Annotated in this window: 21 protein-coding genes and 3 rRNA genes; 17 read left to right on the forward strand and 7 right to left on the reverse strand. The window is 65.2% G+C overall.

The features are described from left to right. Window positions 1-31: 31 nt before the first annotated feature. The 8 genes from JWS13_RS38565 (at window position 32) to JWS13_RS38600 (ending at window position 6,717) form a co-directional block, all read left to right on the forward strand. Window positions 32-280 carry an ATP synthase F0 subunit C gene (locus JWS13_RS38565; RefSeq protein WP_012688412.1) on the forward strand — a complete coding sequence of 83 codons (249 nt, stop codon included), beginning with the start codon at window positions 32-34 and terminating at the stop codon, window positions 278-280. Between the two features lie 7 nt (window positions 281-287). Further along, window positions 288-848 carry a F0F1 ATP synthase subunit B gene (locus JWS13_RS38570; RefSeq protein WP_087558328.1) on the forward strand — a complete coding sequence of 187 codons (561 nt, stop codon included), beginning with the start codon at window positions 288-290 and terminating at the stop codon, window positions 846-848. Between the two features lie 5 nt (window positions 849-853). Then, entirely contained in the window at window positions 854-1,681 is an 828-nt protein-coding gene (locus tag JWS13_RS38575) for a F0F1 ATP synthase subunit delta (RefSeq protein WP_206010545.1), read from the forward strand. Between the two features lie 62 nt (window positions 1,682-1,743). Next, complete coding sequence (gene atpA, locus JWS13_RS38580) at window positions 1,744-3,387, forward strand: F0F1 ATP synthase subunit alpha (RefSeq protein ID WP_012688409.1); 1,644 nt, start codon at window positions 1,744-1,746, stop codon at window positions 3,385-3,387. A 48-nt stretch (window positions 3,388-3,435) separates the two neighbouring features. Next, a complete protein-coding gene (locus tag JWS13_RS38585; RefSeq protein WP_206010546.1) occupies window positions 3,436-4,416 on the forward strand; it encodes a F0F1 ATP synthase subunit gamma in 981 nt (326 codons plus the stop codon). Between the two features lie 3 nt (window positions 4,417-4,419). After that, window positions 4,420-5,871: a F0F1 ATP synthase subunit beta gene (gene atpD, locus JWS13_RS38590; RefSeq protein WP_005252960.1), complete on the forward strand. Its 1,452-nt coding sequence runs from the start codon at window positions 4,420-4,422 to the stop codon at window positions 5,869-5,871. Between the two features lie 6 nt (window positions 5,872-5,877). Further along, window positions 5,878-6,246, forward strand: coding sequence for a F0F1 ATP synthase subunit epsilon (locus tag JWS13_RS38595; RefSeq protein WP_007300053.1), 369 nt, complete (start codon window positions 5,878-5,880; stop codon window positions 6,244-6,246). A 48-nt stretch (window positions 6,247-6,294) separates the two neighbouring features. Next, window positions 6,295-6,717: a DUF2550 domain-containing protein gene (locus tag JWS13_RS38600; RefSeq protein WP_124395819.1), complete on the forward strand. Its 423-nt coding sequence runs from the start codon at window positions 6,295-6,297 to the stop codon at window positions 6,715-6,717. On the opposite strand, the gene JWS13_RS38605 is transcribed toward JWS13_RS38600, so the two are convergent. Next, window positions 6,718-7,293, reverse strand: coding sequence for a cob(I)yrinic acid a,c-diamide adenosyltransferase (locus JWS13_RS38605; RefSeq protein WP_087558332.1), 576 nt, complete (start codon window positions 7,291-7,293; stop codon window positions 6,718-6,720). It abuts the gene before it with no gap. A gap of 54 nt (window positions 7,294-7,347) precedes the next feature. Between JWS13_RS38605 and murA the strand changes: the two genes are divergently transcribed. The 4 genes from murA (at window position 7,348) to rrf (ending at window position 14,499) form a co-directional block, all read left to right on the forward strand. Then, entirely contained in the window at window positions 7,348-8,622 is a 1,275-nt protein-coding gene (gene murA, locus JWS13_RS38610) for a UDP-N-acetylglucosamine 1-carboxyvinyltransferase (protein WP_124395821.1), read from the forward strand. A gap of 612 nt (window positions 8,623-9,234) precedes the next feature. Then, window positions 9,235-10,753: ribosomal RNA gene (locus JWS13_RS38615) — 16S ribosomal RNA — on the forward strand. A gap of 352 nt (window positions 10,754-11,105) precedes the next feature. Next, window positions 11,106-14,240: ribosomal RNA gene (locus JWS13_RS38620) — 23S ribosomal RNA — on the forward strand. A 142-nt stretch (window positions 14,241-14,382) separates the two neighbouring features. Next, window positions 14,383-14,499, forward strand: a 5S ribosomal RNA gene (rrf, locus tag JWS13_RS38625). Together the 16S, 23S and 5S rRNA genes form the textbook arrangement of a ribosomal RNA operon. Before the next feature lie 91 nt (window positions 14,500-14,590). Here rrf and JWS13_RS38630 read toward each other — a convergent pair. Next, a complete protein-coding gene (locus JWS13_RS38630; protein WP_206010547.1) occupies window positions 14,591-16,210 on the reverse strand; it encodes a PucR family transcriptional regulator in 1,620 nt (539 codons plus the stop codon). A gap of 141 nt (window positions 16,211-16,351) precedes the next feature. Between JWS13_RS38630 and JWS13_RS38635 the strand changes: the two genes are divergently transcribed. Then, the gene (locus JWS13_RS38635; RefSeq protein ID WP_206010548.1) at window positions 16,352-16,726 is read left to right on the forward strand and encodes a UBP-type zinc finger domain-containing protein; all 375 of its coding nucleotides are present in this window, start codon (window positions 16,352-16,354) and stop codon (window positions 16,724-16,726) included. Here JWS13_RS38635 and JWS13_RS38640 read toward each other — a convergent pair. After that, window positions 16,692-17,465 (reverse strand): SWIM zinc finger family protein, encoded by a 774-nt coding sequence (locus JWS13_RS38640; protein WP_206010549.1) that lies wholly within the window; start codon window positions 17,463-17,465, stop codon window positions 16,692-16,694. The two genes, JWS13_RS38635 and JWS13_RS38640, sit on opposite strands and share 35 nt — an antisense overlap. Then, entirely contained in the window at window positions 17,462-20,263 is a 2,802-nt protein-coding gene (locus JWS13_RS38645; protein WP_206010550.1) for a DEAD/DEAH box helicase, read from the reverse strand. The genes JWS13_RS38640 and JWS13_RS38645 overlap by 4 nt, the downstream gene beginning before the upstream one ends. Before the next feature lie 89 nt (window positions 20,264-20,352). On the opposite strand from JWS13_RS38645, the gene JWS13_RS38650 reads away from it, so the two are divergent. Next, window positions 20,353-21,135 (forward strand): TetR/AcrR family transcriptional regulator, encoded by a 783-nt coding sequence (locus tag JWS13_RS38650; protein WP_206010551.1) that lies wholly within the window; start codon window positions 20,353-20,355, stop codon window positions 21,133-21,135. Here JWS13_RS38650 and JWS13_RS38655 read toward each other — a convergent pair. Beyond that, window positions 21,082-22,677, reverse strand: coding sequence for an adenylate/guanylate cyclase domain-containing protein (locus JWS13_RS38655; protein ID WP_420855061.1), 1,596 nt, complete (start codon window positions 22,675-22,677; stop codon window positions 21,082-21,084). The two genes, JWS13_RS38650 and JWS13_RS38655, sit on opposite strands and share 54 nt — an antisense overlap. Before the next feature lie 42 nt (window positions 22,678-22,719). Here JWS13_RS38655 and nucS point away from each other — a divergent pair, with 42 nt between their 5' ends. After that, the gene (nucS, locus tag JWS13_RS38660) at window positions 22,720-23,394 is read left to right on the forward strand and encodes an endonuclease NucS (protein WP_043824264.1); all 675 of its coding nucleotides are present in this window, start codon (window positions 22,720-22,722) and stop codon (window positions 23,392-23,394) included. A gap of 16 nt (window positions 23,395-23,410) precedes the next feature. After that, window positions 23,411-23,737 carry an ATP/GTP-binding protein gene (locus tag JWS13_RS38665; RefSeq protein WP_206010553.1) on the forward strand — a complete coding sequence of 109 codons (327 nt, stop codon included), beginning with the start codon at window positions 23,411-23,413 and terminating at the stop codon, window positions 23,735-23,737. On the opposite strand, the gene JWS13_RS38670 is transcribed toward JWS13_RS38665, so the two are convergent. Together JWS13_RS38670 and mce are read right to left on the reverse strand one after the other, a co-directional pair. Then, the gene (locus JWS13_RS38670) at window positions 23,734-24,825 is read right to left on the reverse strand and encodes a coiled-coil domain-containing protein (RefSeq protein ID WP_206010554.1); all 1,092 of its coding nucleotides are present in this window, start codon (window positions 24,823-24,825) and stop codon (window positions 23,734-23,736) included. The two genes, JWS13_RS38665 and JWS13_RS38670, sit on opposite strands and share 4 nt — an antisense overlap. A 68-nt stretch (window positions 24,826-24,893) precedes the next feature. Next, window positions 24,894-25,367 (reverse strand): methylmalonyl-CoA epimerase, encoded by a 474-nt coding sequence (mce, locus tag JWS13_RS38675; protein WP_072946976.1) that lies wholly within the window; start codon window positions 25,365-25,367, stop codon window positions 24,894-24,896. Between the two features lie 94 nt (window positions 25,368-25,461). Between mce and JWS13_RS38680 the strand changes: the two genes are divergently transcribed. Further along, window positions 25,462-26,655, forward strand: a complete 1,194-nt coding sequence (locus JWS13_RS38680) for an acetyl-CoA C-acetyltransferase (RefSeq protein WP_206010555.1) — start codon at window positions 25,462-25,464, stop codon at window positions 26,653-26,655. Window positions 26,656-26,707: the final 52 nt, after the last annotated feature.

Here is a 26,707-nt window from a genome sequence, read left to right on the forward strand (position 1 = left end):
GTGGAGGTCAACAGAAAGGGAACGAAACACCATGAGCCTCGCGTACCTGGCACAGGAAGCGGTCGAGACCACCACCACGGCGAAGGGCTTCGGAGCCATCGGCTACGGCCTCGCCGCGATCGGCCCCGGCATCGGCGTGGGTATCGTCGTCGGTAAGGCAATCGAGGGCATGGTTCGCCAGCCCGAGATGGCCGGACAGGTTCGTACCACGATGTTCCTCGGTATCGCCTTCACCGAAGCCCTCGCGCTGATCGGCCTCGTCGCCGGCTTCATTTTCTAAGACCGTCATGGCAGCCAACATCGCATTGCTCGCGGCAGAGGAAGAGAGCCACAACCCTCTCCTCCCCGCGACGTATGACATCGTTTGGTCGATCGTCTGCCTGGTCATCGTTGGTTTCGTCTTCTGGAAGTACGTCCTTCCGATGTTCCAGAAGGTCCTTGCCGAGCGAACCGAGCAGATCGACGGCGGCATCAAGCGGGCCGAAGAGGCCCAGGCCGAAGCGAAGGCGGCGCTCGAGCAGTACCGCGCCCAGCTGGCCGAAGCTCGCACCGAGGCTGCGCAGATCCGTGAGGACGCGCGCACCCAGGGGCAGCAGATCATCGCCGAAATGAAGGCACAGGCTCAGGAAGAAAGCGACCGCATCGTGGCCGCCGGCAACAACCAGTTGGTTGCCCAGCGTCAGCAGATCGTTGCCGAACTGCGCGGCGATCTCGGCCGCACCGCCGTCGACCTCGCTGAGAAGCTCATCGGTGAGTCCCTCGCCGACGACGTGAAGCGGGCAGGCACGGTCGATCGATTCCTGAACGAGCTCGACTCCATCGGCGCAAATTCCGCAGCAGGGAAGTGAGCACCATGTACGCAGCGAGCCGTGAGGCCTTGACGCAGACCCGTGCTGCGTTGTCTTCGGCCTTGGGATCCGTCTCTGCCGGAGCAGCCACAGCGGCCGCGGCCCAGATCGGGGCCGAGCTGTTCTCGGTCGTCGAGATCCTGGACGAGCAGCGCACTCTCCGGAGCGCGCTGTCGGACACCTCGACGACCGGGAGCGTTCGCGAAGGTCTGGCCGAGCGGGTGTTCGGCGGCAAGGTCTCGGCCGAGACCCTCGCCGTCCTGAAGGCGGCGGTGGGCCAGGACTGGTCCGCCACCTCCGACCTGCTCAACTCGCTGGTGCTCCTCGGTCGGGAATCGCTGCTGAAGGCAGCGGCCGATCAGGGACAGCTCGACGCCGTCGAGGACGAGCTCTTCCGTCTCGGCCGCATCGTTGCCGGTGACCCGAAGCTCGAGCAGTCACTGTCCGACCGTTCCGTACCGGCGAAGGGCAAGCGTGACCTGCTCTCCAAGCTGCTGTACGGCAAGGTCACCGCGGTCTCCGAGGCATTGGCGACCCAGGCAGTGGGCCGGTTGAAGAACTCCGCACCCGCGGACGCCTTCGACACACTGTCGAATCTGGCAGCAGCACAGCGGAAGGCCGTTGTCGCCAAGGTGCGCAGCGCTGCTCCGCTGTCCAGTGAGCAGTCGGATCGGCTGACCGCCACCCTCACCCGTACCTACGGGAAGCCGGTGACGGTTCACGTGGAGGTCGATCCTGAACTCCTCAGCGGCTTGGTCGTCCGGGTGGGCGACGAGGTGATCGACGGCAGCGGAGCGGGACGTCTCGCAGCGTTGCGGAAGTCCCTCAAGTAGTCCGCAACCGAACCCCATACCCCAGATCTTTTCGAAGACCAGACACCGAGAGCAGGAAAAACATGGCGGAGCTGACGATCTCCTCCGACGAGATCCGTAGCGCGATCGAGAACTACACCGCGAGCTACTCCCCGGAGGCCTCCCGCGAAGAGGTCGGCGTCGTGACCGACACCAGCGACGGCATCGCGCACGTCAGTGGCCTGCCTTCGGCGATGGCCAACGAACTGCTGGAGTTCCCCGGCGGAATTCTGGGCGTCGCGCTCAACCTGGATGCCACCGAGATCGGTGCCGTCATCCTGGGCGATTACGAGAACATCCAGGAAGGCCAGGAAGTCAAGCGGACCGGCGACGTGCTGTCGGTACCCGTCGGCGACGCCTTCCTCGGCCGCGTCATCAACCCGCTCGGCCAGCCGATCGACGGCCTGGGCGAGATCGCGAGCGACGAGACCCGCGCCCTCGAGCTGCAGGCTGCCTCGGTGCTCGAGCGTCAGCCCGTCGAGGAGCCGCTGCAGACCGGCATCAAGGCCATCGACGCGATGACCCCGATCGGTCGCGGACAGCGTCAGCTCGTCATCGGCGACCGCAAGACGGGCAAGACCGCCGTCTGCATCGACGCGATCCTGAACCAGAAGGCCAACTGGGAGACCGGCGACGAGAAGCAGCAGGTTCGCTGCATCTACGTCGCGATCGGCCAGAAGGGCTCCACCATCGCGGGCGTCAAGGCTGCCCTCGAGGAGCAGGGCGCGATGGAGTACACCACCATCGTCGCGGCCCCGGCCTCCGACTCCGCCGGTTTCAAGTGGCTCGCGCCCTACACCGGCTCCGCCATCGGTCAGCACTGGATGTACCAGGGCAAGCACGTCCTGGTCGTGTTCGACGACCTGACCAAGCAGGCCGAGGCGTACCGCGCCATCTCGCTGCTGCTGCGTCGCCCGCCGGGACGTGAGGCATACCCCGGTGACGTCTTCTACCTGCACTCCCGCCTGCTGGAGCGTTCGGCCAAGCTGTCCGACGCCCTGGGTGGCGGTTCGCTGACCGCGCTGCCGATCATCGAGACCAAGGCCAACGACGTCTCGGCCTACATCCCGACCAACGTCATCTCCATCACCGACGGTCAGGTGTTCCTCGAGTCGGACCTGTTCAACAAGGGTGTCCGTCCCGCCATCAACGTCGGCATCTCGGTGTCCCGTGTCGGTGGCGCCGCGCAGACCAAGGGCATGAAGAAGGTTTCCGGCTCGCTGCGTCTGGAGCTGGCCCAGTTCCGTGAGCTCGAGGCGTTCTCCGCCTTCGCCTCCGACCTGGACGCCGCCTCGAAGGCACAGCTCGAGCGTGGTGCCCGCCTGGTGGAGCTGCTCAAGCAGGATCAGTACAGCCCGATCCCCGTCGAGGACCAGATCGTGTCGATCTACCTCGCCGGTGAGGGTGTCTTCGACAGCGTGCCCGTCGGCGACGTCCGTCGCTTCGAGGCCGAACTGCTCGACGAGCTGCACCGCACCGCCTCCGGCGTGTACGAGAGCATCAAGGGCGGCAAGGCCCTCGACGCCGACAACGCCAAGGCGCTGGTCGAGGCGACCGACAAGTTCAAGGAAACCTTCCTCGCGTCCGACGGAAGCCGGGTCGTGAACGAGGCCGAGGCTGAAGCTCTGGACGCCGGCGAGGTCGGCCACGAGCAGATCAACGTCAAGCGCACCACCGTCAGCAAGTGAGCGGCCTGCCCATGATGCTGCGAAACATGAAGGGAGAGTGATCGATCGATGGCAAGCATTCTCGAACTGAGGTCTCGCATCAAGTCGGTCAACTCGACCAAGAAGATCACCAAGGCCCAGGAACTGATCGCGACCTCGCGGATCACGAAGGCACAGTCGCGCGTCGCCGCGGCCAAGCCGTACGCCGAGGAGATCACGAAGGTTCTCTCGGAGCTGGCGAGCGCGTCCGCTTCGCTGGACCACCCGCTGCTCAACGAGCGCACCGATCCCAAGCGTGCCGCGGTCCTGGTCGTCACCAGCGACCGCGGTATGTGCGGCGGATACAACTCCAACGTCCTCAAGGAGGCCGAGGAGCTGTTCCAGCTGCTGCGGAGCGAGGGCAAGGATCCGGTCATCTACGTGCTCGGATCCAAGGGTCTGGGCTACTACACGTTCCGTGACCGCGATCTGGGGGGTGCGTGGACCGGATTCTCCCAGGATCCGGGCTACTCCGACGCTGCCAAGGCGAGCCGGCACCTGGTCGACCTGTTCATGGCCGGATCCGGCTCCGAGGTTCCCGCGCCCAACGGCGAGGGCACCATCGAAGGCGTCGACGAGCTGCACATCGTCTACACCCGTTTCGTGTCGATGCTGACCCAGTCTCCCGAGGTTCGCCGGATGGCTCCCCTCGAGGTGATGGTCTCCGAGGAGCACGTCGAACTCGGCGAAGACATGCTGACGAACGGTCACGGGTCCAGCAACTCGGAACCGGTCGCCGGATACAACTTCGAGCCGGAACCCGACAAGCTGCTCGGTGCCCTGCTGCCGAAGTACATCAGCACCCGCATCTACTCCTCGCTGCTGGATGCTGCGGCGTCGGAGTCGGCTGCCCGTCGTACCGCCATGAAGGCCGCGACGGACAACGCAAACGAACTGGTGAACACGTTGAGCCGTCAGGCAAACCAGGCTCGCCAGGCCCAGATCACCCAGGAAATCAGCGAGATCGTCGGCGGCGCGAATGCGCTCGCCTCGAGCGCAGGAAGTGACTAAGCAATGACCGCAGCAGTAACCGAAAACAACGGGGCAGGCTCGGGTTCGTCCGTCGCCGGCCGCGTCGTGCGGGTCATCGGTCCCGTCGTGGACGTTGAATTCCCGCGTGGCGCCATTCCTGAACTGTTCAACGCCCTGCACGCCGAGATCACGCTCCCCTCGGTCGCCAAGACGCTGACCCTCGAGGTCGCACAGCACCTCGGCGACAACCTGGTGCGCACCGTCTCGATGCAGCCCACCGACGGTCTGATCCGCGGCACCTCGGTGTCCGACACGGGCAAGCCGATCTCGGTTCCCGTCGGTGACGTCGTCAAGGGCCACGTCTTCAACGCGCTGGGCGACTGCCTCGACGCTCCCGGTACGGGTCGCGACGGCGAGCAGTGGGGCATCCACCGCAAGCCACCGGCCTTCGACCAGCTCGAGGGCAAGACCGAGATCCTCGAGACCGGTATCAAGGTCATCGACCTCCTCACCCCGTACGTCAAGGGTGGAAAGATCGGTCTGTTCGGTGGTGCCGGTGTCGGCAAGACCGTTCTGATCCAGGAAATGATCACCCGTATCGCCCGCGAGTTCTCCGGAACCTCGGTGTTCGCAGGCGTCGGTGAGCGCACCCGTGAGGGCACCGACCTTCACCTCGAGATGGAAGAGATGGGCGTCCTCCAGGACACCGCCCTTGTCTTCGGCCAGATGGATGAGCCGCCGGGAACGCGTATGCGCGTCGCCCTGTCCGCTCTGACCATGGCGGAGTACTTCCGCGATGTCCAGGGCCAGGACGTGCTGCTGTTCATCGACAACATCTTCCGTTTCACCCAGGCCGGTTCCGAGGTGTCGACCCTGCTCGGTCGTATGCCTTCGGCCGTGGGTTACCAGCCGACCCTGGCTGACGAGATGGGTGAGCTGCAGGAGCGCATCACCTCGACGCGAGGCCGCTCCATCACCTCGCTGCAGGCGATCTACGTGCCCGCCGACGACTACACCGACCCGGCGCCGGCCACGACGTTCGCGCACCTCGATGCCACCACCGAGCTGTCGCGTCCGATCTCGCAGATGGGTATCTACCCCGCTGTGGACCCGCTGACCTCCACCTCCCGCATCCTGGAGCCCGGCATCGTCGGTGCCGAGCACTTCCGGGTCGCCAACGAGGTCAAGCGCATCCTGCAGAAGTACAAGGAACTGCAGGACATCATCGCCATCCTCGGTATGGACGAGCTGCAGGAAGAGGACAAGGTGCTCGTCGGCCGTGCCCGTCGCCTGCAGAAGTTCCTCGGCCAGAACTTCATCGTCGCCGAGAAGTTCACCGGTGAGCCCGGCTCCGTGGTGCCGCTCCGCGACACCATCGAGGCGTTCGACCGCATCTGCAAGGGCGAGTTCGATCACCTGCCCGAGCAGGCGTTCAACAGCTGTGGTGGACTCGACGACGTCGAGGCTGCAGCCAAGAAGATCGCCGGGAAGTAGTCGACGATGGCTGAGATGACCGTGGAACTCGTCGCCGTGGAGCGACGGTTGTGGTCTGGTTCGGCGACTCTCGTCAGCGCACAGACGACCGAGGGCGAGATCGGTGTCATGCCTGGGCATGAGCCGGTTCTCGGACAGCTGGTCGAGGGCGGAGTGGTTGCGATCACGACGGCCGACGGTGAGCGTATCGTCGCTGCTGTGCACGGCGGATTCCTGTCCGTGACCGCGAAGACAGTCACGATCCTCGCCGAGTCAGCCGACTTGGCCGAGGACATCGATGTGGAAGCGGCCAAGGCCGTGCTCGCAGAGAGTGGAGACGACCTCGAGGCGATTGCTGTCGCCAAGGGTCGGGTCCGCGCTGTAGAGCGCGCTTAGGCTGCACGAGAAAGACCGCGACGGAGCCGACGAACAGTGACAATCGGAATGACTGTGTTGATCATTCTGGTTGTGCTGCTCGCGGCCTTCGTCGCGGTCTTTTTGTATCGGCTTGCAGTTCTGCGCCGCGGGGGCACCGCGGCGATCCTCCGGGTGACGCCTGCCCCGGGAGACACCGGGTGGCGTCACGGCGTCATCCGCTACGGCGAGGGTTCCCTCGTCTTCTTCAAACTGTCGAGTCTGCGACCCGGCCCCGATTCGCGCATCGAGCGCCAGGGCATCGAGGTCGCAGGTCGTCGCAGCCCCGAGGGCTCCGAATTCGACATCATGTCCGAGGAGATCATCATCCTGTCGGTCAAGGACCGCGGGAGCTCGTACGAGATCGCCTTGGACGGGGGAGCGTTGACCGCGTTCCTGTCCTGGGTCGAATCGCGACCGTCCGGCCGATCGGTTCGCGGTCGCCGACTCTGATCAGGACTTCCCGGCTCCCGGCTTCCAGAGCACGTCGCCTTCGGGGTTCGCGAGCCTGCTGACGATGAACAGCAGATCCGACAGCCGGTTGAGGTACTTCGCCGGAAGAGCGTTGGTGGTCTCCGGGTTCGCGTCGACGGCGGCCCACGCGGACCGTTCGGCGCGACGAGTCACCGTCCGAGCTACGTGCAGCAGCGCTCCCAGCGCCGTTCCGCCCGGGAGAATGAAGGAGTTCAGCGGCTCCAGGCGTTCGTTCAATTCGTCGCACCAGCCTTCGAGGCGATCGACGTACTCGCCGGTGATGCGCAGCGGCGGGTATTTCGGTTCGGCCTCCACCGGGGTGGAGAGGTCGGCGCCGGCATCGAACAGGTCGTTCTGGATCTGCCGCAGTATCGACCGGATCTCCTCCGGCGGGTCGCCCAGCGCCACCGCAACCCCGATCGAGGCGTTCGCCTCGTCGCAGTCCGCGTACGCGATCAGCCGCGGATCGTTCTTCGACACACGGGAGAAATCGCTGAGTCCGGTGGTCCCGTCGTCGCCGGTCCGGGTATAGATCTTGGTGAGGTGTACGGCCATAGCGTTACGGTACCGGCCTCCGGTGTCGGCATCCCTGGCTCTAGGCTGTGTTCTGTGAGCGAACGCTTCCTTGTCACCGGCGGTAACCGCCTCGTAGGTGAAGTGTCTGTCGGGGGCGCGAAGAACAGCGTTCTCAAGCTGATGGCGGCAGCGCTGTTGGCTGAGGGCACCACAACTGTCACCAATTGTCCGGACATCCTGGATGTTCCCTTGATGGCCGACGTCCTGCGCGGCCTCGGCTGCGAGGTGGACCTCGACGATTCCGTCGTCCGGATCACGACACCCGCCGAACCTAAACATCACGCCGATTTCGCGGCCGTACGTCAGTTCCGCGCGTCCGTGTGTGTTCTCGGACCGCTCGTCGCGCGCTGCCGTCGCGCCGTGGTCGCGCTGCCCGGTGGCGACGCCATCGGTTCGCGGCCCCTCGACATGCATCAGTCGGGGCTGCGGTTGCTGGGTGCGCACAGCACGATCGAGCACGGCTGCGTGGTCGCACAGGCCGAGGACCTGCACGGTGCGAACATCCGGCTCGCCTTCCCCTCGGTCGGGGCGACCGAGAACATCCTGATGGCCGCCGTCCTCGCCAAGGGCGAGACGGTGATCGACAACGCGGCCCGCGAACCCGAGATCGTCGACCTGTGCAACATGCTGATCCAGATGGGCGCGAAGATCCTCGGTGCCGGCACGTCCACACTGACCATCCAGGGCGTCCCCAAGCTCGAGCCGACCACGCACCGCGTCATCGGTGACCGGATCGTTGCGGCGACGTGGGGGATCGCCGCGTCGATGACCCGCGGCGATGTGCGCGTGCGCGGGGTCAACCCGAAGCACCTCGGCCTGGTGCTCGACAAACTGCGGGTGGCCGGCGCCGAGGTCACGGCCGAGGCCGACGGATTCCGGGTGGTCCAGGAAGCGCGGCCGACGGCCGTCAACTTCGCGACCCTGCCGTATCCGGGTTTCCCCACCGACCTGCAGCCGATGGCCATCGGGCTCGCGGCGGTCGCGGAGGGAACGTCGATGATCACGGAGAACGTCTTCGAGGCGCGGTTCCGCTTCGTCGAAGAGATGATCCGGTTGGGCGCCGATGCCCGGACCGACGGTCATCACGCCGTGATCCGGGGAATCGCCCAGCTGTCGAGTGCGCCGGTGTGGTCCTCGGACATCCGGGCAGGCGCCGGCCTCGTGCTTGCGGGTCTCGTCGCCGACGGGGTGACCGAAGTGCACGACGTCTTTCACATCGACCGCGGCTATCCCCGCTTCGTCGAGATCCTCCAGGAACTCGGTGGCCTCATCGAACGAGTCGACGCGGAACCCGGTTCTGCACGGTGAGTCCGGCGTCACAGCGGCCGGTATGAGCGGCAAAGCCCCGGATCCGTAGGGGCACACCAGCTCTGACCAGCGGAATCCCCAAATGTAAACACCGTGACCTGGCGATTTGGCAAGCAGTTTCCCTTCGCGTAACTTATTCCAGGTCAGAGCGACACGGACACCGACCCCGGCCGGAAGGCGGGGGACACGAGGTTGGACGAAGGCGCCTGGTAAATCGGAAGTTCACTGCCGTGTATGGTGGTGCTTCAATCCCGGTTTGATCTTGATCAGCGTCACGGCTTGCGCCGGTGAAGCTGGTAGGATAAGATAGAACGGTTGCCCCGGAGCGGCCGAAGTTGATACTTCGGTGGTGATGGTGTGCGCGTGTTCTTTGAGAACTCAACAGTGTGTCGATGAATGTCAGTGCCAAATGTTTTTGGTACTCCGCATCACGAATTGCTTTCGGGGCCTTCGGGTTTCGGGGCGTGTGTGGTGTGGGTATTTGCTGGCCCTTCCTCCTTCTTCCGTCGGATGGGGGGTCAGTGTTTGATTGAAGCTAGTTTGAGTTTTTTTGCTAGTGATTTGACTCGATGTCTATGACTGATTGCCGGTTCTGCCGGTCATCTTGAGTCTTCAACGGAGAGTTTGATCCTGGCTCAGGACGAACGCTGGCGGCGTGCTTAACACATGCAAGTCGAGCGGTAAGGCCCTTCGGGGTACACGAGCGGCGAACGGGTGAGTAACACGTGGGTGATCTGCCCTGCACTTCGGGATAAGCCTGGGAAACTGGGTCTAATACCGGATATGACCGATGGCTGCATGGCTGTTGGTGGAAAGGTTTACTGGTGCAGGATGGGCCCGCGGCCTATCAGCTTGTTGGTGGGGTAATGGCCTACCAAGGCGACGACGGGTAGCCGACCTGAGAGGGTGACCGGCCACACTGGGACTGAGACACGGCCCAGACTCCTACGGGAGGCAGCAGTGGGGAATATTGCACAATGGGCGAAAGCCTGATGCAGCGACGCCGCGTGAGGGATGACGGCCTTCGGGTTGTAAACCTCTTTCAGCAGGGACGAAGCGAGAGTGACGGTACCTGCAGAAGAAGCACCGGCCAACTACGTGCCAGCAGCCGCGGTAATACGTAGGGTGCAAGCGTTGTCCGGAATTACTGGGCGTAAAGAGCTCGTAGGCGGTTTGTCGCGTCGTCTGTGAAAACTCGAGGCTCAACCTCGAGCTTGCAGGCGATACGGGCAGACTTGAGTACTGCAGGGGAGACTGGAATTCCTGGTGTAGCGGTGAAATGCGCAGATATCAGGAGGAACACCGGTGGCGAAGGCGGGTCTCTGGGCAGTAACTGACGCTGAGGAGCGAAAGCGTGGGTAGCGAACAGGATTAGATACCCTGGTAGTCCACGCCGTAAACGGTGGGCGCTAGGTGTGGGTTTCCTTCCACGGGATCCGTGCCGTAGCTAACGCATTAAGCGCCCCGCCTGGGGAGTACGGCCGCAAGGCTAAAACTCAAAGGAATTGACGGGGGCCCGCACAAGCGGCGGAGCATGTGGATTAATTCGATGCAACGCGAAGAACCTTACCTGGGTTTGACATATACCGGAAAGCCGTAGAGATACGGCCCCCCTTGTGGTCGGTATACAGGTGGTGCATGGCTGTCGTCAGCTCGTGTCGTGAGATGTTGGGTTAAGTCCCGCAACGAGCGCAACCCTTGTCTTATGTTGCCAGCACGTAATGGTGGGGACTCGTAAGAGACTGCCGGGGTCAACTCGGAGGAAGGTGGGGACGACGTCAAGTCATCATGCCCCTTATGTCCAGGGCTTCACACATGCTACAATGGCCGGTACAGAGGGCTGCGATACCGTGAGGTGGAGCGAATCCCTTAAAGCCGGTCTCAGTTCGGATCGGGGTCTGCAACTCGACCCCGTGAAGTCGGAGTCGCTAGTAATCGCAGATCAGCAACGCTGCGGTGAATACGTTCCCGGGCCTTGTACACACCGCCCGTCACGTCATGAAAGTCGGTAACACCCGAAGCCGGTGGCCTAACCCCTTGTGGGAGGGAGCCGTCGAAGGTGGGATCGGCGATTGGGACGAAGTCGTAACAAGGTAGCCGTACCGGAAGGTGCGGCTGGATCACCTCCTTTCTAAGGAGCACATCTCCAGCAGGCGATCAACACAGGTTGATTCTCCTCTGGCAGAGACTGTTTCGTTCCCGCATGTGGAACGGCAGACGCTCATGGGTGGAACACTGACAACTTTTCCCGCGCTGCGGTCGACCGGATGGTCGGCCGGCGGGTGATATATCGATGCACTGTTGGGTCCTGAGAGAACACGCAATGTGTTTCCTCTACAGGAAAGTGACGACAAGCAAGCACTGCAGGTCAAACCGCGGGCGCTGTGGAGGGTTTCGGCTCTTCTTGGTGTCTGGTCTGGTGTCTGTGTGGGTGGTTGGTTGTGTGTTGTTTGAGAACTGCACAGTGGACGCGAGCATCTTTGTTGTAAGTAATGAAGAGCGTACGGTGGATGCCTTGGCACCAGGAGCCGATGAAGGACGTAGGAGGCTGCGATAAGCCTCGGGGAGCTGTCAACCGAGCTGAGATCCGAGGATGTCCGAATGGGGAAACCCAGCACGAGTGATGTCGTGTTACCCGCACCTGAATATATAGGGTGTGTGGAGGGAACGTGGGGAAGTGAAACATCTCAGTACCCACAGGAAGAGAAAACAATAGTGATTCCGTGAGTAGTGGCGAGCGAAAGCGGAAGAGGCTAAACCATGGATGTGTGATAGCCGGCAGGTGTTGCATTCGTGGGGTTGTGGGGTTCATCTTGTCAATGCTGCCGTGTTGGCCGACAGTAAGAAATCATTGTGTTAGTGGAAGTGGTCTGGAACGGCCTGTCGTAGAGGGTGAGAATCCCGTACACGAAAACATGATGACTGTCGTGATGGAAACCCAAGTAGCACCGGGCCCGTGAAATCTGGTGTGAATCTGTCGGGACCACCCGATAAGCCTGAATACTCCCTGGTGACCGATAGCGGACTAGTACCGTGAGGGAAAGGTGAAAAGTACCCCGGGAGGGGAGTGAAATAGTACCTGAAACCGTGCGCTTACAATCCGTCAAAGCCTTCGAGTGACTTGTCACTGGGGGTGATGGCGTGCCTTTTGAAGAATGAGCCTGCGAGTTAGTGGCATGTCGCGAGGTTAACCCGTGTGGGGTAGCCGTAGCGAAAGCGAGTCCGAATAGGGCGATCTTTAGTGGCATGTTCTAGACCCGAAGCGGAGTGATCTACCCATGGCCAGGTTGAAGCGACGGTAAGACGTCGTGGAGGACCGAACCCACTTAGGTTGAAAACTGAGGGGATGAGCTGTGGGTAGGGGTGAAAGGCCAATCAAACTCCGTGATAGCTGGTTCTCCCCGAAATGCATTTAGGTGCAGCGTCGCGTGTTTCTCACCGGAGGTAGAGCTACTGGATGGTCTAGGGGGCCCACAAGCTTACCGAAATCAGCCAAACTCCGAATGCCGGTGAGTGAGAGCGCGGCAGTGAGACTGCGGGCGATAAGGTTCGTAGTCGAGAGGGAAACAGCCCAGATCGCCAGCTAAGGTCCCTAAGCGTGTACTAAGTGGAAAAGGATGTGGGGTCGCGAAGACAACCAGGAGGTTGGCTTAGAAGCAGCCACCCTTGAAAGAGTGCGTAATAGCTCACTGGTCAAGTGATCCTGCGCCGACAATGTAGCGGGGCTCAAGTACACCACCGAAGCTGCGGCACTCACACAATAGTCTCCGGTTCTCCTGCGGGAGGGCCGGCAGGTGTGTGGGTGGGTAGGGGAGCGTCGTGTGGCCATGGAAGCGGCGGGGTGACCCAGCCGTGGAGGCCACACGAGTGAGAATGCAGGCATGAGTAGCGAAAGACGAGTGAGAAACTCGTCCGCCGAATGACCAAGGGTTCCTGGGCCAGGTTAATCCGCCCAGGGTGAGTCGGGACCTAAGACGAGGCCGACAGGCGTAGCCGATGGACAACGGGTTGATATTCCCGTACCCGTGTGAACGCGCCCCTGGTGAATCAGTGATACTAACCATCCTGAAGCGTCCTTACGTCCCTTCGGGGGCCCTGGATGTGGATGCATGGGACCTGATCTGGTAGTAGCCAAGCGATGGGGTGACGCAGGAAGGTAGCTGAGCCAGTCAGTGGTAATACTGGTGTAAGCCTGTAGGGCGAACGGTAGGCAAATCCGCCGTTCATGAAGCCTGAGAGGTGACGCATAGCCGAATGAGGCGAATTCAGTGATCCTATGCTGCCGAGAAAAGCCTCTAGCGAGCTTTCACACGGCCCGTACCCCAAACCGACACAGGTGGTCAGGTAGAGAATACTAAGGCGATCGAGATAACTATGGTTAAGGAACTCGGCAAAATGCCCCCGTAACTTCGGGAGAAGGGGGGCCTCGTCCGGTGATCACTCTTGCAGTGTGAGCTGGGTGGGGCCGCAGAGACCAGTGAGAAGCGACTGTTTACTAAAAACACAGGTCCGTGCGAAGTCGTAAGACGATGTATACGGACTGACGCCTGCCCGGTGCTGGAAGGTTAAGAGGACCGGTTAGCCACTTGTGGCGAAGCTGAGAATTTAAGCCCCAGTAAACGGCGGTGGTAACTATAACCATCCTAAGGTAGCGAAATTCCTTGTCGGGTAAGTTCCGACCTGCACGAATGGCGTAACGACTTCTCAGCTGTCTCAACCATAGACTCGGCGAAATTGCATTACGAGTAAAGATGCTCGTTACGCGCGGCAGGACGAAAAGACCCCGGGACCTTCACTACAGCTTGGTATTGGTGTTCGGTTCGGTTTGTGTAGGATAGGTGGGAGACTGTGAAGCGCTCACGCCAGTGAGTGTGGAGTCGTTGTTGAAATACCACTCTGATCGTATTGGACCTCTAACCTCGGACCATGATCTGGTTCAGGGACAGTGCCTGGTGGGTAGTTTAACTGGGGCGGTTGCCTCCCAAAATGTAACGGAGGCGCCCAAAGGTTCCCTCAGCCTGGTTGGCAATCAGGTGTCGAGTGCAAGTGCACAAGGGAGCTTGACTGTGAGACTGACAGGTCGAGCAGGGACGAAAGTCGGGACTAGTGATCCGGCACCGGCAAGTGGAAGCGGTGTCGCTCAACGGATAAAAGGTACCCCGGGGATAACAGGCTGATCTTCCCCAAGAGTCCATATCGACGGGATGGTTTGGCACCTCGATGTCGGCTCGTCGCATCCTGGGGCTGGAGTAGGTCCCAAGGGTTGGGCTGTTCGCCCATTAAAGCGGCACGCGAGCTGGGTTTAGAACGTCGTGAGACAGTTCGGTCTCTATCCGCCGCGCGCGTTAGAAACTTGAGGAAGGCTGTCCCTAGTACGAGAGGACCGGGACGGACGAACCTCTGGTGTGCCAGTTGTTCCACCAGGAGCACCGCTGGTTAGCTACGTTCGGAAGGGATAACCGCTGAAAGCATCTAAGCGGGAAGCCTGTTCCAAGATGAGGTTTCTCACCCCCTCGAGGGGGTAAGGCCCCCGGCAGACCACCGGGTTGATAGGCCAGAACTGGAAGTGCAGTAATGCATGCAGGTGACTGGTACTAATAGGCCGAGGACTTACCACAAAGAAGCTACGCGTCCACTGTGCAGTATCTGAAACAACACACACGTTTCAGAACTGAAGAATGAAGAACCACACCCATCATCGATCAAAACGATGTGTGGGTTGTGTCTTCGCTGATGTTCCGTGTGACAGTTTCATAGAGTTACGGCGGCCATAGCGGAGGGGAAACGCCCGGTCCCATTCCGAACCCGGAAGCTAAGCCCTCCAGCGCCGATGGTACTGCACCCGACAGGGTGTGGGAGAGTAGGACACCGCCGAACATCCGTTACCGAAAGCCCCCCAACCGTGTTGGGGGGCTTTCGGCATTTCCGGGCAACGTTCCTGATGGCAAGCGTTGCCGCACACACCCTTTCACCCCGGCGCACCGCCGGCCAGGACCTGCAGCGCCCGTGATGCCAGATGAAGATTCAGGCGGGTGTCGACACTGCGGAGATCACGGCCGGTCAATTCGTGGATGCGGGACATCCGGTACCGGAGGGTGCTGCGGTGGATCCTGAGGGCCTGCGCGGTCTCGTCGTATTTGCCGCCGCATTCGAGGTATTGGGCGAGGGTGGCCGTCATCGTGCTGCGGTGCTCTCGGTCGTAGTCGAGCAGGGGGCCCAGCCATTCCTGCACGAATGCCTCGACATCTCCGGTACTGCTGTGCGAGTCGAGAATGCGGTAGACGCCGAGTTCGTCGAACAACGCCACACCGCGAGGAGAGAGCGACTGCTTCCGGATTTCGAGGGCCCGCATCGCGTGCGTGTACGACTCCGGGAGTGTGCTGGGAGAGGTGCATTCGGATCCGACCCCGACCACACCGACGGCGGGGCCGAGCGATTTCTCCAACGCTGCGAATACGGTGTTCACGTCCGTCTTCGCGTCCATGACGGCGGCGAGGACACCGGTTCGGTGCTCGTTGCCGTGAACGAGGAGGGCCGACGAGTCGGTGGCCGTCAGGTGACGGCGGAACGCTTCCGTGACGGTCTCGACGGATGTGTCCGGACCCCAGTGGACGACCAGCACGCGTTGCGGTGTGTGCAGGTCGTAGCCGAGGGCGTCGGCCCGCGAGTAGGCGCTGTCGTCGTCGGTGCCGGCCAGTAGGTCGGCACCCAGGTCGCGGCTCAGCCGCGCCTCCGTCTCGGCGAGCGCTCTACGGTGCGCCATGTCGACCGCGAGCATCGTCGCGGCGTGCTCGAGGGCGAAGGTGTCGAGGTCGGTGGCCTTGTGGTCCGGGTCCGACAGATACAGGACACCGAGAAGTGTCTGTCCGGGCCGGACCAACTGCACGATCCGGTTGTCGTCCCGCAGCGGGCGCCCCTCCATCGCGGCGCGGCGCAGGACGTCGACCCGGTTCCCGCCGCCGACTTTGCGGTACCGGAGCGCCGGCCCGGACGGGTCCGGGCCGGACCGGACACGAAGATTGCCGAACGCGTCCTCGATGCCGACAGCGAGTCCGGTCACCTGGTGGAGGGTCTCGGCGATGGCGGTCTCATCGGCGCCGGTCGCGGCGAGGCGCCCGAACGTGCGGTGGATCTTCGCTTCCTCCTCGAGTTGTGCGGCCCTCGTGCCGATCGCGGTGATCTCGCCCGTGGCCTCGCGCAGTTGGCGTTCCTGGGTGGCGGCCCGGGAGCGGAGCGACGCGGCGCGCAGGGCCGACCCCGTGTGCTGAATCAACAACTCGAGGAGCGTCGCCTGCACCGGCGTCGGCGGGTAGTCGGCCCGCAGTGTCAGCGACACCGGCCTGGACCACGAATCGTCGAGCAACACGCGGTGCCGCCAGACGTCGTCGTCGGGGACTTCGCCCGTCAGCACGGTCACGGGTTCGATCGAGAAGGGACCGAGTTCGGGGAGGGCTTCGGCGAGCAGGGTCAGGATCTCGTCCCGATTCCCGCAGTCGTGCATGTGTGCGGTCACGGCCAGCACCGCCGACAGGTTCGTGGCCCGCGGGGTGTGATCCACCCTCGGGTCTGGGGCTGCATCCAGATCCATGGCATGGAACTACCCCGTTTTGCGCCGTCGAAACCGGGACGCTGTCCGGTGAGGCCGGATTTCGGGGGATTCTTTCGTTCCGCCGTGACCATGTGGCGAGACGGATCAGCCGCCAATCTAGGTAACTGAGGGGTGGCACTTATGACCCAATCCAGTAATTGGCACGATCCCGATCTGAACATGATTCGCGATGTCGTCGCGCACACGTCGGACGGGTGCGAGGGCTGTCTCGCACTCGGTACCCGCTGGGAGCACCTGATGTTGTGCCTGACGTGCGGCTATGTCGGATGCAGCGACGGATCACCGATGCGGCACGCACGACACCATGCGGAACGCAGCGGTCATCCGATCGTCCAGTCGCTCCATGCGGGGGACAACTGGCGCTGGTGCTTCGTGCACGACGTCCAGATCTGCACGCCGTATCCGGCGACCGGGGCCCGGGTGGTCGCACCCAGCCTGGTGCCGGGGCCGGCGGACGACCTCAGACACGGTCTCCGTATCGCGAAATCGCAGTGACGATCGCAGACCACACGGCGTCGGCCCGAACTTCCGGGGGAGCGTCGTCGAGCCAGCGTGGCCGCACCGGGCTTCCGCCGGGGCGCGGCGGTGTCGGAAGCGGTCCGGACACTGCGGCGTAGGCATCCGCGGCGGGCACCGGGACGCACGCATAGTCGAAGGACGACCGGGACGTCTCCGCGTGCGCGCCGTGCCTGCGTTGCAGAATCTCCTGTCCCTCGCGTCCGCGCAGCAGGAAGAACAGCAGCGGGTCGTCGTCGAGGACCCACGCGGCCTGATACAGCACCGCGGCGGCGTGGCGACACGGCACGTCCCACTCCTCGCAGGTGCAGGTTGCGTCGGCGTCGAACATCGACGGAATCAGCGACACGTCGACGGCCGCGAGATCCTCGTCGAGTTCGCGGGGGAGCGTCCCGCTCGACAACTGGGCGACGTGACCGCTCCGCGACGCGAGGGTCGCGAGCACCTCGCCCCACTGGCGCTCGTCCAGCCGGTCCACCCGGATCCGCACGTGCAGGCTCTCGTCGTCGGTGTGCACGTCCGCGGAGACGAGCCCGGGCGCGAACGTGAGCGGACCGACCAGTCCGCCACGGGCATAGGCGCGTCCGCGTTTCAGCGTGTCCGAGTCGAGCGCGGCCTGCTCGACGTCGTCGACCCAGCGTTGCGCCCACCAGGTCCTGCCGCGTGTGCGGCGGCCCTTCTGCACGGGGAAGGGGGGATGCGTGACGGCGTCGGTCACAGGTCACCTCCGAAGTCGTAGTCGGGGCTCAGGGCCACCAGCCGGGCGAGTTCGCCGTCGGTCAGCTCGGTGAAGGCGTCGGCGCCGTGCGCCAGGACCGAGTCGGCGAGTTGCCGCTTGGACCCGAGCATGGCGGCGATGCGTTCCTCGATGGTTCCCGCGGTGACGAGGCGGTGCACGACAACCGGGTGCGTCTGACCGATGCGGTACGCACGATCGGTGGCCTGATCTTCGACCGCCGGGTTCCACCAGCGGTCGAAGTGGACGACGTGATCGGCCCGGGTGAGGTTCAACCCGGTGCCTGCGGCCTTGAGGGACAGGATCAGGACGGGGATGTCGCCGTCCTGGAAGCGTTCGACCAGGTCCTCCCGGGCCGCGACGGACGTGCCTCCGTGCAGGAACTCGCACGTCACTCCGCGCGTCGTCAGGTGCCGTCGCAGCAGTCGTCCCATCGTGGTGAAGTGGGTGAACACGAGGGAACGCCCGCCCTCCGACAGATTGGTGTCGATCAGCTCGTCGAGCAGACCGATCTTGTGGGAACGGCCGGTGAGCGCGGCATGTTCCTGGCCGAGGTACTGGGCGGGGTGATTACAGATCTGCTTCAGACCGGTCAGCAGCGACACGATGCTGCCGCGCCGCCCGATGCCCTCGCTCGTCTCGATCCGTTCCATGGCTTCGCGGACGAGCGCCTCGTACATGCCGGCCTGCTCGGGGGTGAGAGTGACGTCGAGGTCGATCTCGGTCTTCGGTGGAAGTTCGGGGGCGATCCCCGGATCGGACTTCCTGCGCCGGAGGACGAACGGCGAGATCAATGCCGCCAACTCCGCCGCGCGGTCGGGCCCGTCCTCGTCGGCCGAGCCGTCGTAGCGGCGGCGGAACTGCGCGTACGGGCCGAGGAGACCCGGGGTGACGCCGTCGAGGATCGACCAGAGGTCGCTCAGCCGGTTCTCCACCGGTGTGCCGGTGAGGGCGACGCGCGCCTGTCCCGGAATGGTCCGCAGCGCCCGCGTCACGGCAGCGGCCCGGTTCTTCAGATGCTGCGCCTCGTCCGCGACGACCAGACCCCACGCGGTGCCGGCGAGAACTTCGCCGTCGAGCCGCATCGTCGCGTACGTGGTGAGGACGACGGTGTCGCTGGCGTCCGCGACCGTTTCACCGGGAGGCCGGCGCTTCGGGCCGTGGTGGACGAGGACACCGGTGCCCGGTGCGAAACGTTCGATCTCCCGCCGCCAGTTCCCCAGCAGGGACGCGGGACAGACCACCAGCGTGGGTCCTGCCGTGTCCGGGTTCTGCTGCCGGTGCAGGTGAAGCGCGATGAGGGTCAACGTCTTTCCCAGGCCCATGTCGTCGGCGAGGCAGGCGCCCAGGCCCCGCGACGTGAGCCCGGCGAGCCAGCGGAAGCCGGTCAGCTGGTAGTCCCGCAACTGCGCGCGCAGGGCTGTCGGCGCCGGCACGGCCTCCGGATCCCCGGCGGACAACTCCCGCGCCACGGCCGCGGCCGCCCCGTAGGAATCGACGCGGACGTCGTCGTCGCCGCGCCTGGCCCGGCCGGTCAGCGAGGCCCGCAGCGCCTCGACGGCCGTCATCGTTCCGGTCCGCCTCTGAAGTGTCTTTCGTATTGTGTCGGAGTCCGCGACGACGTACCGGTTGCGGAGTTTCACGACTGGCCGCTTCGCCGACACGAGCGCTTCCATCTCTTCCCGCGTGAGTACGTCTTCGCCCACCGCGACGCGCCAGGCGAAGTCGAAGGCACGGTCGCCGCCGAAAGCGGCTGCGCCCTCGCGGGATCCGGGGTCGCCGAGGATGATGCGGGTCGAGGTCTGGGCGACGAGTTCGCGCGGCCAATGGATCTGGACGCCCCGCTCGCGCAACCGACGGCCGGCGTCCCCGGCGAGGGAGGCCAGGTCGTCGTCCTCGAGACGGATGCGGTGCGGCGCTTCCGCCCGCAGCAGATCTTCGAGGGGCGCCCAGTCCTCGGCCGCGCGGCGGAGGGCGCCGAGAACCTCGATCCGCGGGTCGGCGGCAAACGCGGACTCGGCGAGCGTCGGATGCCGCCACAGGTCGACGGCGTCGCACACCACTCCGGGCCGCGCGACACCGTGCACCTGGACCGTGGCGTCGAACTCGCTGTCCGAGAGATCGACCGCGCCGGGATCGACGGGGTCGATCCGCAACGACAGCGCGATCGCCTCGGGCGCCTGGGCGTCCGCCCACGCGTGCAGTCCCGGGGAGGGTTCGGCATCCCAGGTCAGGTAGGGGCCCGCGTGGGCGGGCGAACCGAGTCGCGGGAGGGTGTCGACGACCGCGGTGAGGAAGTCGCGCAGGACGTCCACGGCGGCGGGGAGGCGGACTCCCTCGGCGGGCGGATCCCCGAGCGGGATGGCGCGGGCCTCCGGCGGGAGGGCGGCGGCCAGCAGACGCAGGTGTGATGCGTCCTCGTCGTCGAGGGTGCCGAGTCGCCAGACGTCGCGGCCGTGCGGTGTGACCGAGGGAAGAACCTTGCCCGCCCCGAGGTAGCCGAGGGCGGTGCGGGCGGAGGCGGCCCAGAACGTGACCGATCGATGCGTTGTGTCGCCGGGTGCCAGCGAGAGCAGCATCGGCAAGGCGTCGGCGAGGGAAACATTCTGCGTCGGAACGCTGTTCACAGCTTCCCCGGTGAAGATCCCGGTGCGGGAATCGGTATTCGGTGGCTGCGGTCCGTCCGGTGAATCGCTCCAGAACACCAGGCGGGAGTCGCGGGGAGGGTCGGCGGAGACGAATGTGGCCGCGCAGCCGGCGAGGGTGGGCTCTGCTGTCACTACTGCGCCTTTCGCCGGGTTTATGGTACGCCGTACGTCAACGAGGCGGCGCGCGGAATTGTTCCCGGGCGCCGTGGGAAGATCTCGGCATGGGTAGAAGCGCGACACCGGAGGGCGACCCCGCCCGCACCATGGAGTTGCTGTGGGGTGGCGGCAGCGTGCCGATCTCGCGTCCCCGCAACGGCAAACCCGGCCTGACGCTCGACCGGATCGTCGATGCTGCCGTCTCCGTCGCGGATGCGGAAGGGCTGGACGCCGTCTCGATGCGCCGGCTCGCAGCCGAACTCGGCGTCGGCGCGATGTCGCTGTACACGCACGTTCCCGGGAAGGCGGAACTGGTGGAGGTGATGCTCGATCGCGTGCTGTCCACACTCGAACCGGGTGACGACACCGACGCGGGGTGGCGGGAGCGACTCACCGCCGCCGCGCACGACTACTTCCAACTGCTGTGCGCGCACCCGTGGATGCTCGGAGTCGTCGCGCTGAGCAGGCCGGTCCTCGGGCCCGGCGGGATGGCCAAGTACGAGCGGGAACTGCGCGCGGTCGAGGGGCTGGGACTGCCGGACCTCGACATGGACTCCGTCGCCACACTCCTCGACAGTTTCGTCGCGGGCGCGGCGCGGGCGGCGGTGGACGCGGCCGCGCTCGCCGCCCGGGGTGAGGCGGACAGCGAGTGGTGGCAGAGCGTCGCGCCGCACTTCGAGAAAGTCTTCGACCGCGAGCGGTTTCCGCTCGCCGCCCGTGTCGGGGCCACCGCGGGGGAACACCACAACGCCGCGTTCTCGTCCGCCCACGCCTTCGAATTCGGGCTCGCCCGGCTACTCGACGGAGTCGGCGCCCTCATCGTCGGCGGCGGAACCGGCGGGGATTAGTTCGGCGGGAACGGCCAGCGTGGTCGGCTCCAGACGTCCGCGCAGGGTGACGGTGTCGGTGCATTGCCACCGCGCGCCTTCGTCCTCGGACGCCGCGTCGATCGCCCGCTCGGACGCGACGACGTGCCCGGGAACATTCTTGGCGAGTTCGGACAACCGCGCGGCCTCGTTGACCGGATCGCCGATCACCGTGTACTCGAAACGTTCGTGGGCGCCGATGTTTCCGGCCACGGCGCGACCGGCCGCCACCCCGATTCCCGCATCGCATTCCGGTACCTCGGCGGTGAGCCGTTCGCGCAGGACCCGAGCGGCGGACAGAGCCGCACCGGTGTGGTCGTCGAGCGCCACCGGTGCCCCGAAGATGGCCAGTGCGGCGTCGCCCTCGAACTTGTTGACGAACCCGCCCCGCCGGTCGACTTCGTCGACGACCACGTTGAAGAACCGGTTGAGCAGATCCACGACCTCGGCCGGAGACCGGGTGGCCGCGATCGTGGTGGACCCGATGATGTCGACGAACAGCACCGCCACGTCGCGTTCCTCCCCGCCGAGTTCGGGGTTGTGCCGAAGCGCCTGCGACGCCACGTCCTGCCCGACGTGACGCCCGAAGAGGTCGCGGATCCGCTCCCGTTCGCGCAGTCCCTCGACCATCCGGTTGAAGCCGGTCTGCAGCGCGCCGAGTTCGGTGCCGTCGTACACGACGACCTCGGCATCGAGATCGCCGTCTGCCACCTTCGCCATGCCCTGCGCCACCGAGCGGATGGGCGCCTCGGTGGCGCGCACACTGATCACCACCAGCAGTAGACCGAACAGCAGGATCACACCGCCGAGCGCGAGTATCGACACCGCGAGGCTGGTCGGGCTCGCCGGGCGGATGAAACTGAAGATGGCGATGAGCATCAGGCCCAGCACGGGAACGCCCGTCCCGAGGATCCACGCCAGCGCCGTCCTGCCGGTGATGCCGAGCGTGCGGCGGGGTTGCGGTCCGCCGGATCCGAGTGCGCGGGCGGCGATGGGCCGGAGCGCGAACTCCGTCAGCAGGTAGCAGAACGCGCAGACGGTGATGCCGGCCATCGCGATCGTGAACGCGACCTTCGGGATGGTCTGGGGATCGATGAGGCCGTACAGCGTCGTGAAGAAGACCAACCCGATGCCCCACAGCGCCGCCTGGACCCGGGTCAGGCGCCACGGGGCGCGGAACGCCGCCGACCGGTCGTGGTCGGTGGGCACGTCGTCCTCCGTCGCCCATCGCAGATCCGACACCAGTCGCTTGGTGCCCCACGTCACGCCGATCAGCACGGCGCACAGCACGAACACCGGCACCGCGATGAAGTTGGCGATCGCGAACTCGCTCGCCCACACACTCGGCCCGGGCACGACGACGCTGATGAGCAGGCAGGTGATCACCGCACCGACGAGATTGGTGAACACCAGTGGCGCAGTCAGCAGCAACTGGACACGGATGCGGCGCCTGCGGGGACTCTCGTCCGGCGATCCCAGCAACCACGACCCCAGTGGGGCGACGGATCGGCGAGGGCTGCGCATAGTCATTCGAGACTAGTCGGCACGATCCCTTAGGGTGGGCGGGTGCGCCTAGTGATTGCCAGATGCCGAGTCGACTACGTAGGCCGTTTGACGGCACATCTGCCCACCGCTCGTCGCCTGTTGTTGATCAAGGCCGACGGTTCCGTGAGCATCCATGCCGACGACCGCGCCTATAAGCCCCTGAACTGGATGAGCCCGCCCTGCTGGCTCGTCGAAGACTCCGTCGAGGACGCCGAAGCCCTGTGGGTGGTGACCAACAAGGCCGGTGAGGAACTGCGGATCACCATCGAGGAGATCGAGCACGACTCCCGTCACGAACTCGGGGTCGACCCCGGGCTCGTGAAGGACGGTGTCGAAGCTCACCTGCAGGAGTTGCTCGCCGAACACGTGGAAACGCTCGGCAACGGCTACACATTGGTCCGGCGTGAGTACATGACCGCAATCGGTCCCGTCGACCTGCTGTGCCGGAACGCCGACGGAGCGTCCGTCGCCGTGGAGATCAAGCGCCGGGGCGACATCGACGGTGTCGAGCAACTCACGCGGTACCTCGAACTGCTCAACCGCGATCCGCTGCTCGCGCCGGTGAGTGGCGTCTTCGCCGCCCAGCAGATCAAGCCGCAGGCCAAAACCCTTGCCACCGACCGCGGAATCCGGTGTCTGGTGCTCGACTACGAAGCGCTGCGCGGCACCGAGAGCACCGAGTTCCGGCTCTTCTGAGGCCTAGGCTGAACCCGTGCCCCGTCGTAAACCGCAGCGGAAGAACACACGCCGCAGCGCGCCCCCGGACAACTCCGAGGGCTCGCTGTTCGGTAGTGCGCTGATGCGTCAGGAATCCGGTCCCGCCGGCGACGCGGACGAGAGCTACATCGTCCGCACCATCCCCGGGGCCCGGGCGACCAAGTCGTACCGGTGCCCGGGCTGCGATCACGACATCCGGCCCGGTGTCGCCCACCTCGTCACCTGGCCCGCCGGATACGGCGGAGCCGAGGACCGGCGGCACTGGCACACCGGGTGCTGGTCGGGACGCAGCACCCGGGGCCTCACCCGCAGGTGGTCCTAGCTTCCGGCCTTCACGGTCCGCTGACCCGCAGGCCGGTTCGCCTGGTTCTTCTCGACGGTGGACAGCACCGCGGTGTCCTCGTCCGAGTTGTCCGTCTCGTCCGCGGACTTCTTCACCGACTGGTTCGACCCTGACTCGGTCTTGCGGTCCGCTGCGCCGTTCGGTGCCGACTTGCTGCTCGGGTTCTCGTCCGGGTGCGTCTCGGACTTCGACGCCGCGCTGTCGGGCTGCGCGTCCAGGAGTTCGCTCTCCCGGTTGACCGACGCCAACATGGCGGGAACCGAGTCGAGCTGCCCCCGAATGCCCAAGAGCTGCGCCAGGATCCGGCCGCGGAGCACGCGAAGCTCCTCCGCGAGTTCCTTGGCGTGGGCGATCTTGCGCTCCGACTGGTCGGTGGCCGCCTGCAGCCTGCGCTCCGCCTCGTGCGTGGCATCCGCGAGTCGACGATGCGCCTCGGCCTTGCTGGTGGCCTCGAGCTCGTTCACCGCCGTGATCGTCTTCTGGCGGCGCTCGGACATCGAGAGGTCGAAGTCTTCCTGCACCTGCGAGCGACGCAGTTCGGCCTCGGCGGCGAGGCGGTCGCGCTCGGACTGCGCGGCCTCGACGATCTTCGCCGCCTCCGTGCGGGCCTTCGCCATGGTCTGCTCGTGCTGAATCTCGAGCGCGCTGCGGCGGTCTTCGAGTTCCGCGACCAGCGACTCGTACTGGCCGCGGAGCTGCGCGCCTTCCTGCTCGGCGACGGAGATCGTCTCGGCGGCGTCGGCCTCGGCCTTCGCGCGCACCTCGGACGCCTCGTCCGACGCGAGCCGGAGCATGCGCGAGATGCGGTCGCTCATTCCCTCCGCGGTGGTCGGCGGAACCGACAGGCGGTCGACGTCCTTGCGGAGATCGTCGATCTCGTCCCGCGCGTCGTCGAGTTGCTTGGCGAGGTCCCGCGCCTGCGCCGCCGCGGCGTCGCGGTCGGCGGCAGTGACGCGGAGCTCGGCGTCGAATCGCTCGAAGTAGTTGCGTACCTCGTCCCGGTCGAATCCCTTACGCACGGTGGAGAAGGGAAGGGGGATCGAACCACGGTCCTGCTCGTTTACCATGGCCGCCAATCTACCTGGGCAAAGTAGAACTTGTCTCTGCGCCTGGTACCCGGCGGCCGGTCACAGCTCTAGTGGGTCGCCGACGGCTCGACCAGCTCGACGAGAACTCCGCCCGCGTCCTTCGGGTGGACGAAGTTGATGCGCGAATCGGCGGTTCCGCGGCGGGGTGCGTCGTACAGCAGCCGGACGCCGCGCTCGCGCAACTGGGCGGAGATGGCGTCGATGTCGGTGACGCGGTACGCCAGCTGCTGGAGACCGGGACCGCTGCGATCGATGAACTTGGCGATGGTCGAGTTCTCGTTCAACGGCGCGAGGAGCTGCAGTGCGGTGCTGCCCGCGGGAGCGCCGACGACGCTCAGCATCGCTTCGCGCACGCCCTGCTCCTCGTTCACCTCTTCGTGTGTCGACACCATGCCGAGGTGCTCGGAGTACCACGCGATGGCAGCGTCGAGGTCGGGAACGGCGATGCCGACGTGGTCGATGGCGGTCACCAGATCCGAGGACAGCGGCGACGTGGACTGGGTGGGGGAGGACTGTGTCATGGTCCCGACGTTAGCGCTACCGTTTCGGTAGTTCTCGTCGGGATGTGACTTCCGTCGCCCGGCACCCGCCCATTCGTCTCACGCGGAGGAAATCGTGACCAGTTCTGTGATCGTCGCCGGAGCCCGGACCCCGATGGGCCGGTTGCTGGGTTCGTTGAAGGATGTGTCGGGTTCCGACCTGGGTGGCGTGGCGATTCGCGGTGCGCTGGAGAAGGCGGGCGTCGCCCCCGAGCAGGTCGAGTACGTGATCATGGGCCAGGTGCTCACGGCGGGGGCCGGTCAGATCCCGGCGCGGCAGGCCGCAGTGGCCGCCGGCATCGGGATGGACGTGCCTGCGCTGACGATCAACAAGGTGTGTCTGTCGGGGATCGACGCGATCGCGCTGGCGGATCAGCTGATCCGGGCCGGCGAGTTCGACGTCGTCGTCGCAGGCGGCCAGGAGTCGATGTCGCGGGCCCCGCACCTGCTGGAGAAGTCGCGGGAAGGGTTCAAGTACGGCGACGTCACGATGCGCGACCACATGGCCTTCGACGGGTTGTACGACATTTTCACCGATCAGGCGATGGGCAGTCTGACGGAGTCGAAGAACGCGGAGGACGGGCAGCGGATCAGCCGGGAGGAGCAGGACGCGTTCGCGGCGGCGTCGCACCAGAAGGCGGCGCGCGCCTGGAAGGACGGGGTCTTCGACGACGAGGTCGTGCCGGTTCCGGTGCCGCAGCGCAAGGGCGATCCCGTGCTCGTCGGGTCCGACGAGGGCGTGCGGGGCGATACGACCGCCGAGTCGCTCGCCCGGTTGCGGCCGGCGTTCAGCAAGGACGGCACCGTCACCGCCGGGTCGGCGTCGCAGATCTCGGACGGCGCGGCCGCCGTCGTCGTGATGAGCAAGGCGAAGGCTCAGGAACTGGGGCTCTCCTGGATTGCGGAGATCGGCGCGCACGGCGTGGTGGCGGGCCCGGATTCGACGCTGCAGTCCCAGCCGGCGCGGGCCATCGTGAAGGCGTGCGCCAAGGAGGGGATCGACCCGAAGGACCTGGACCTGGTGGAGATCAACGAGGCCTTCGCGGCGGTCGGGATCGCGTCGACGCGGGAGCTGGGCCTGGATCCGGAGATCGTGAACGTCAACGGCGGCGCGATCGCGATGGGGCACCCGCTGGGGATGTCGGGTGCGCGGATCGCACTGCATCTGGCACTCGAGTTGCGCCGTCGCGGCGGCGGCGTGGGCGCGGCGGCACTGTGCGGTGGAGGCGGTCAGGGTGACGCCCTGATCGTCCGCGTCCCCAAGGCGTGACAGGCGACGGTCCGTGGTGGTGTGCCTCACACCACTACGGACTGTCGTAGAT

Source organism: Rhodococcus pseudokoreensis (genome assembly GCF_017068395.1).
GTDB classification, from domain to species: Bacteria; Actinomycetota; Actinomycetes; order Mycobacteriales; family Mycobacteriaceae; genus Rhodococcus_F; species Rhodococcus_F pseudokoreensis.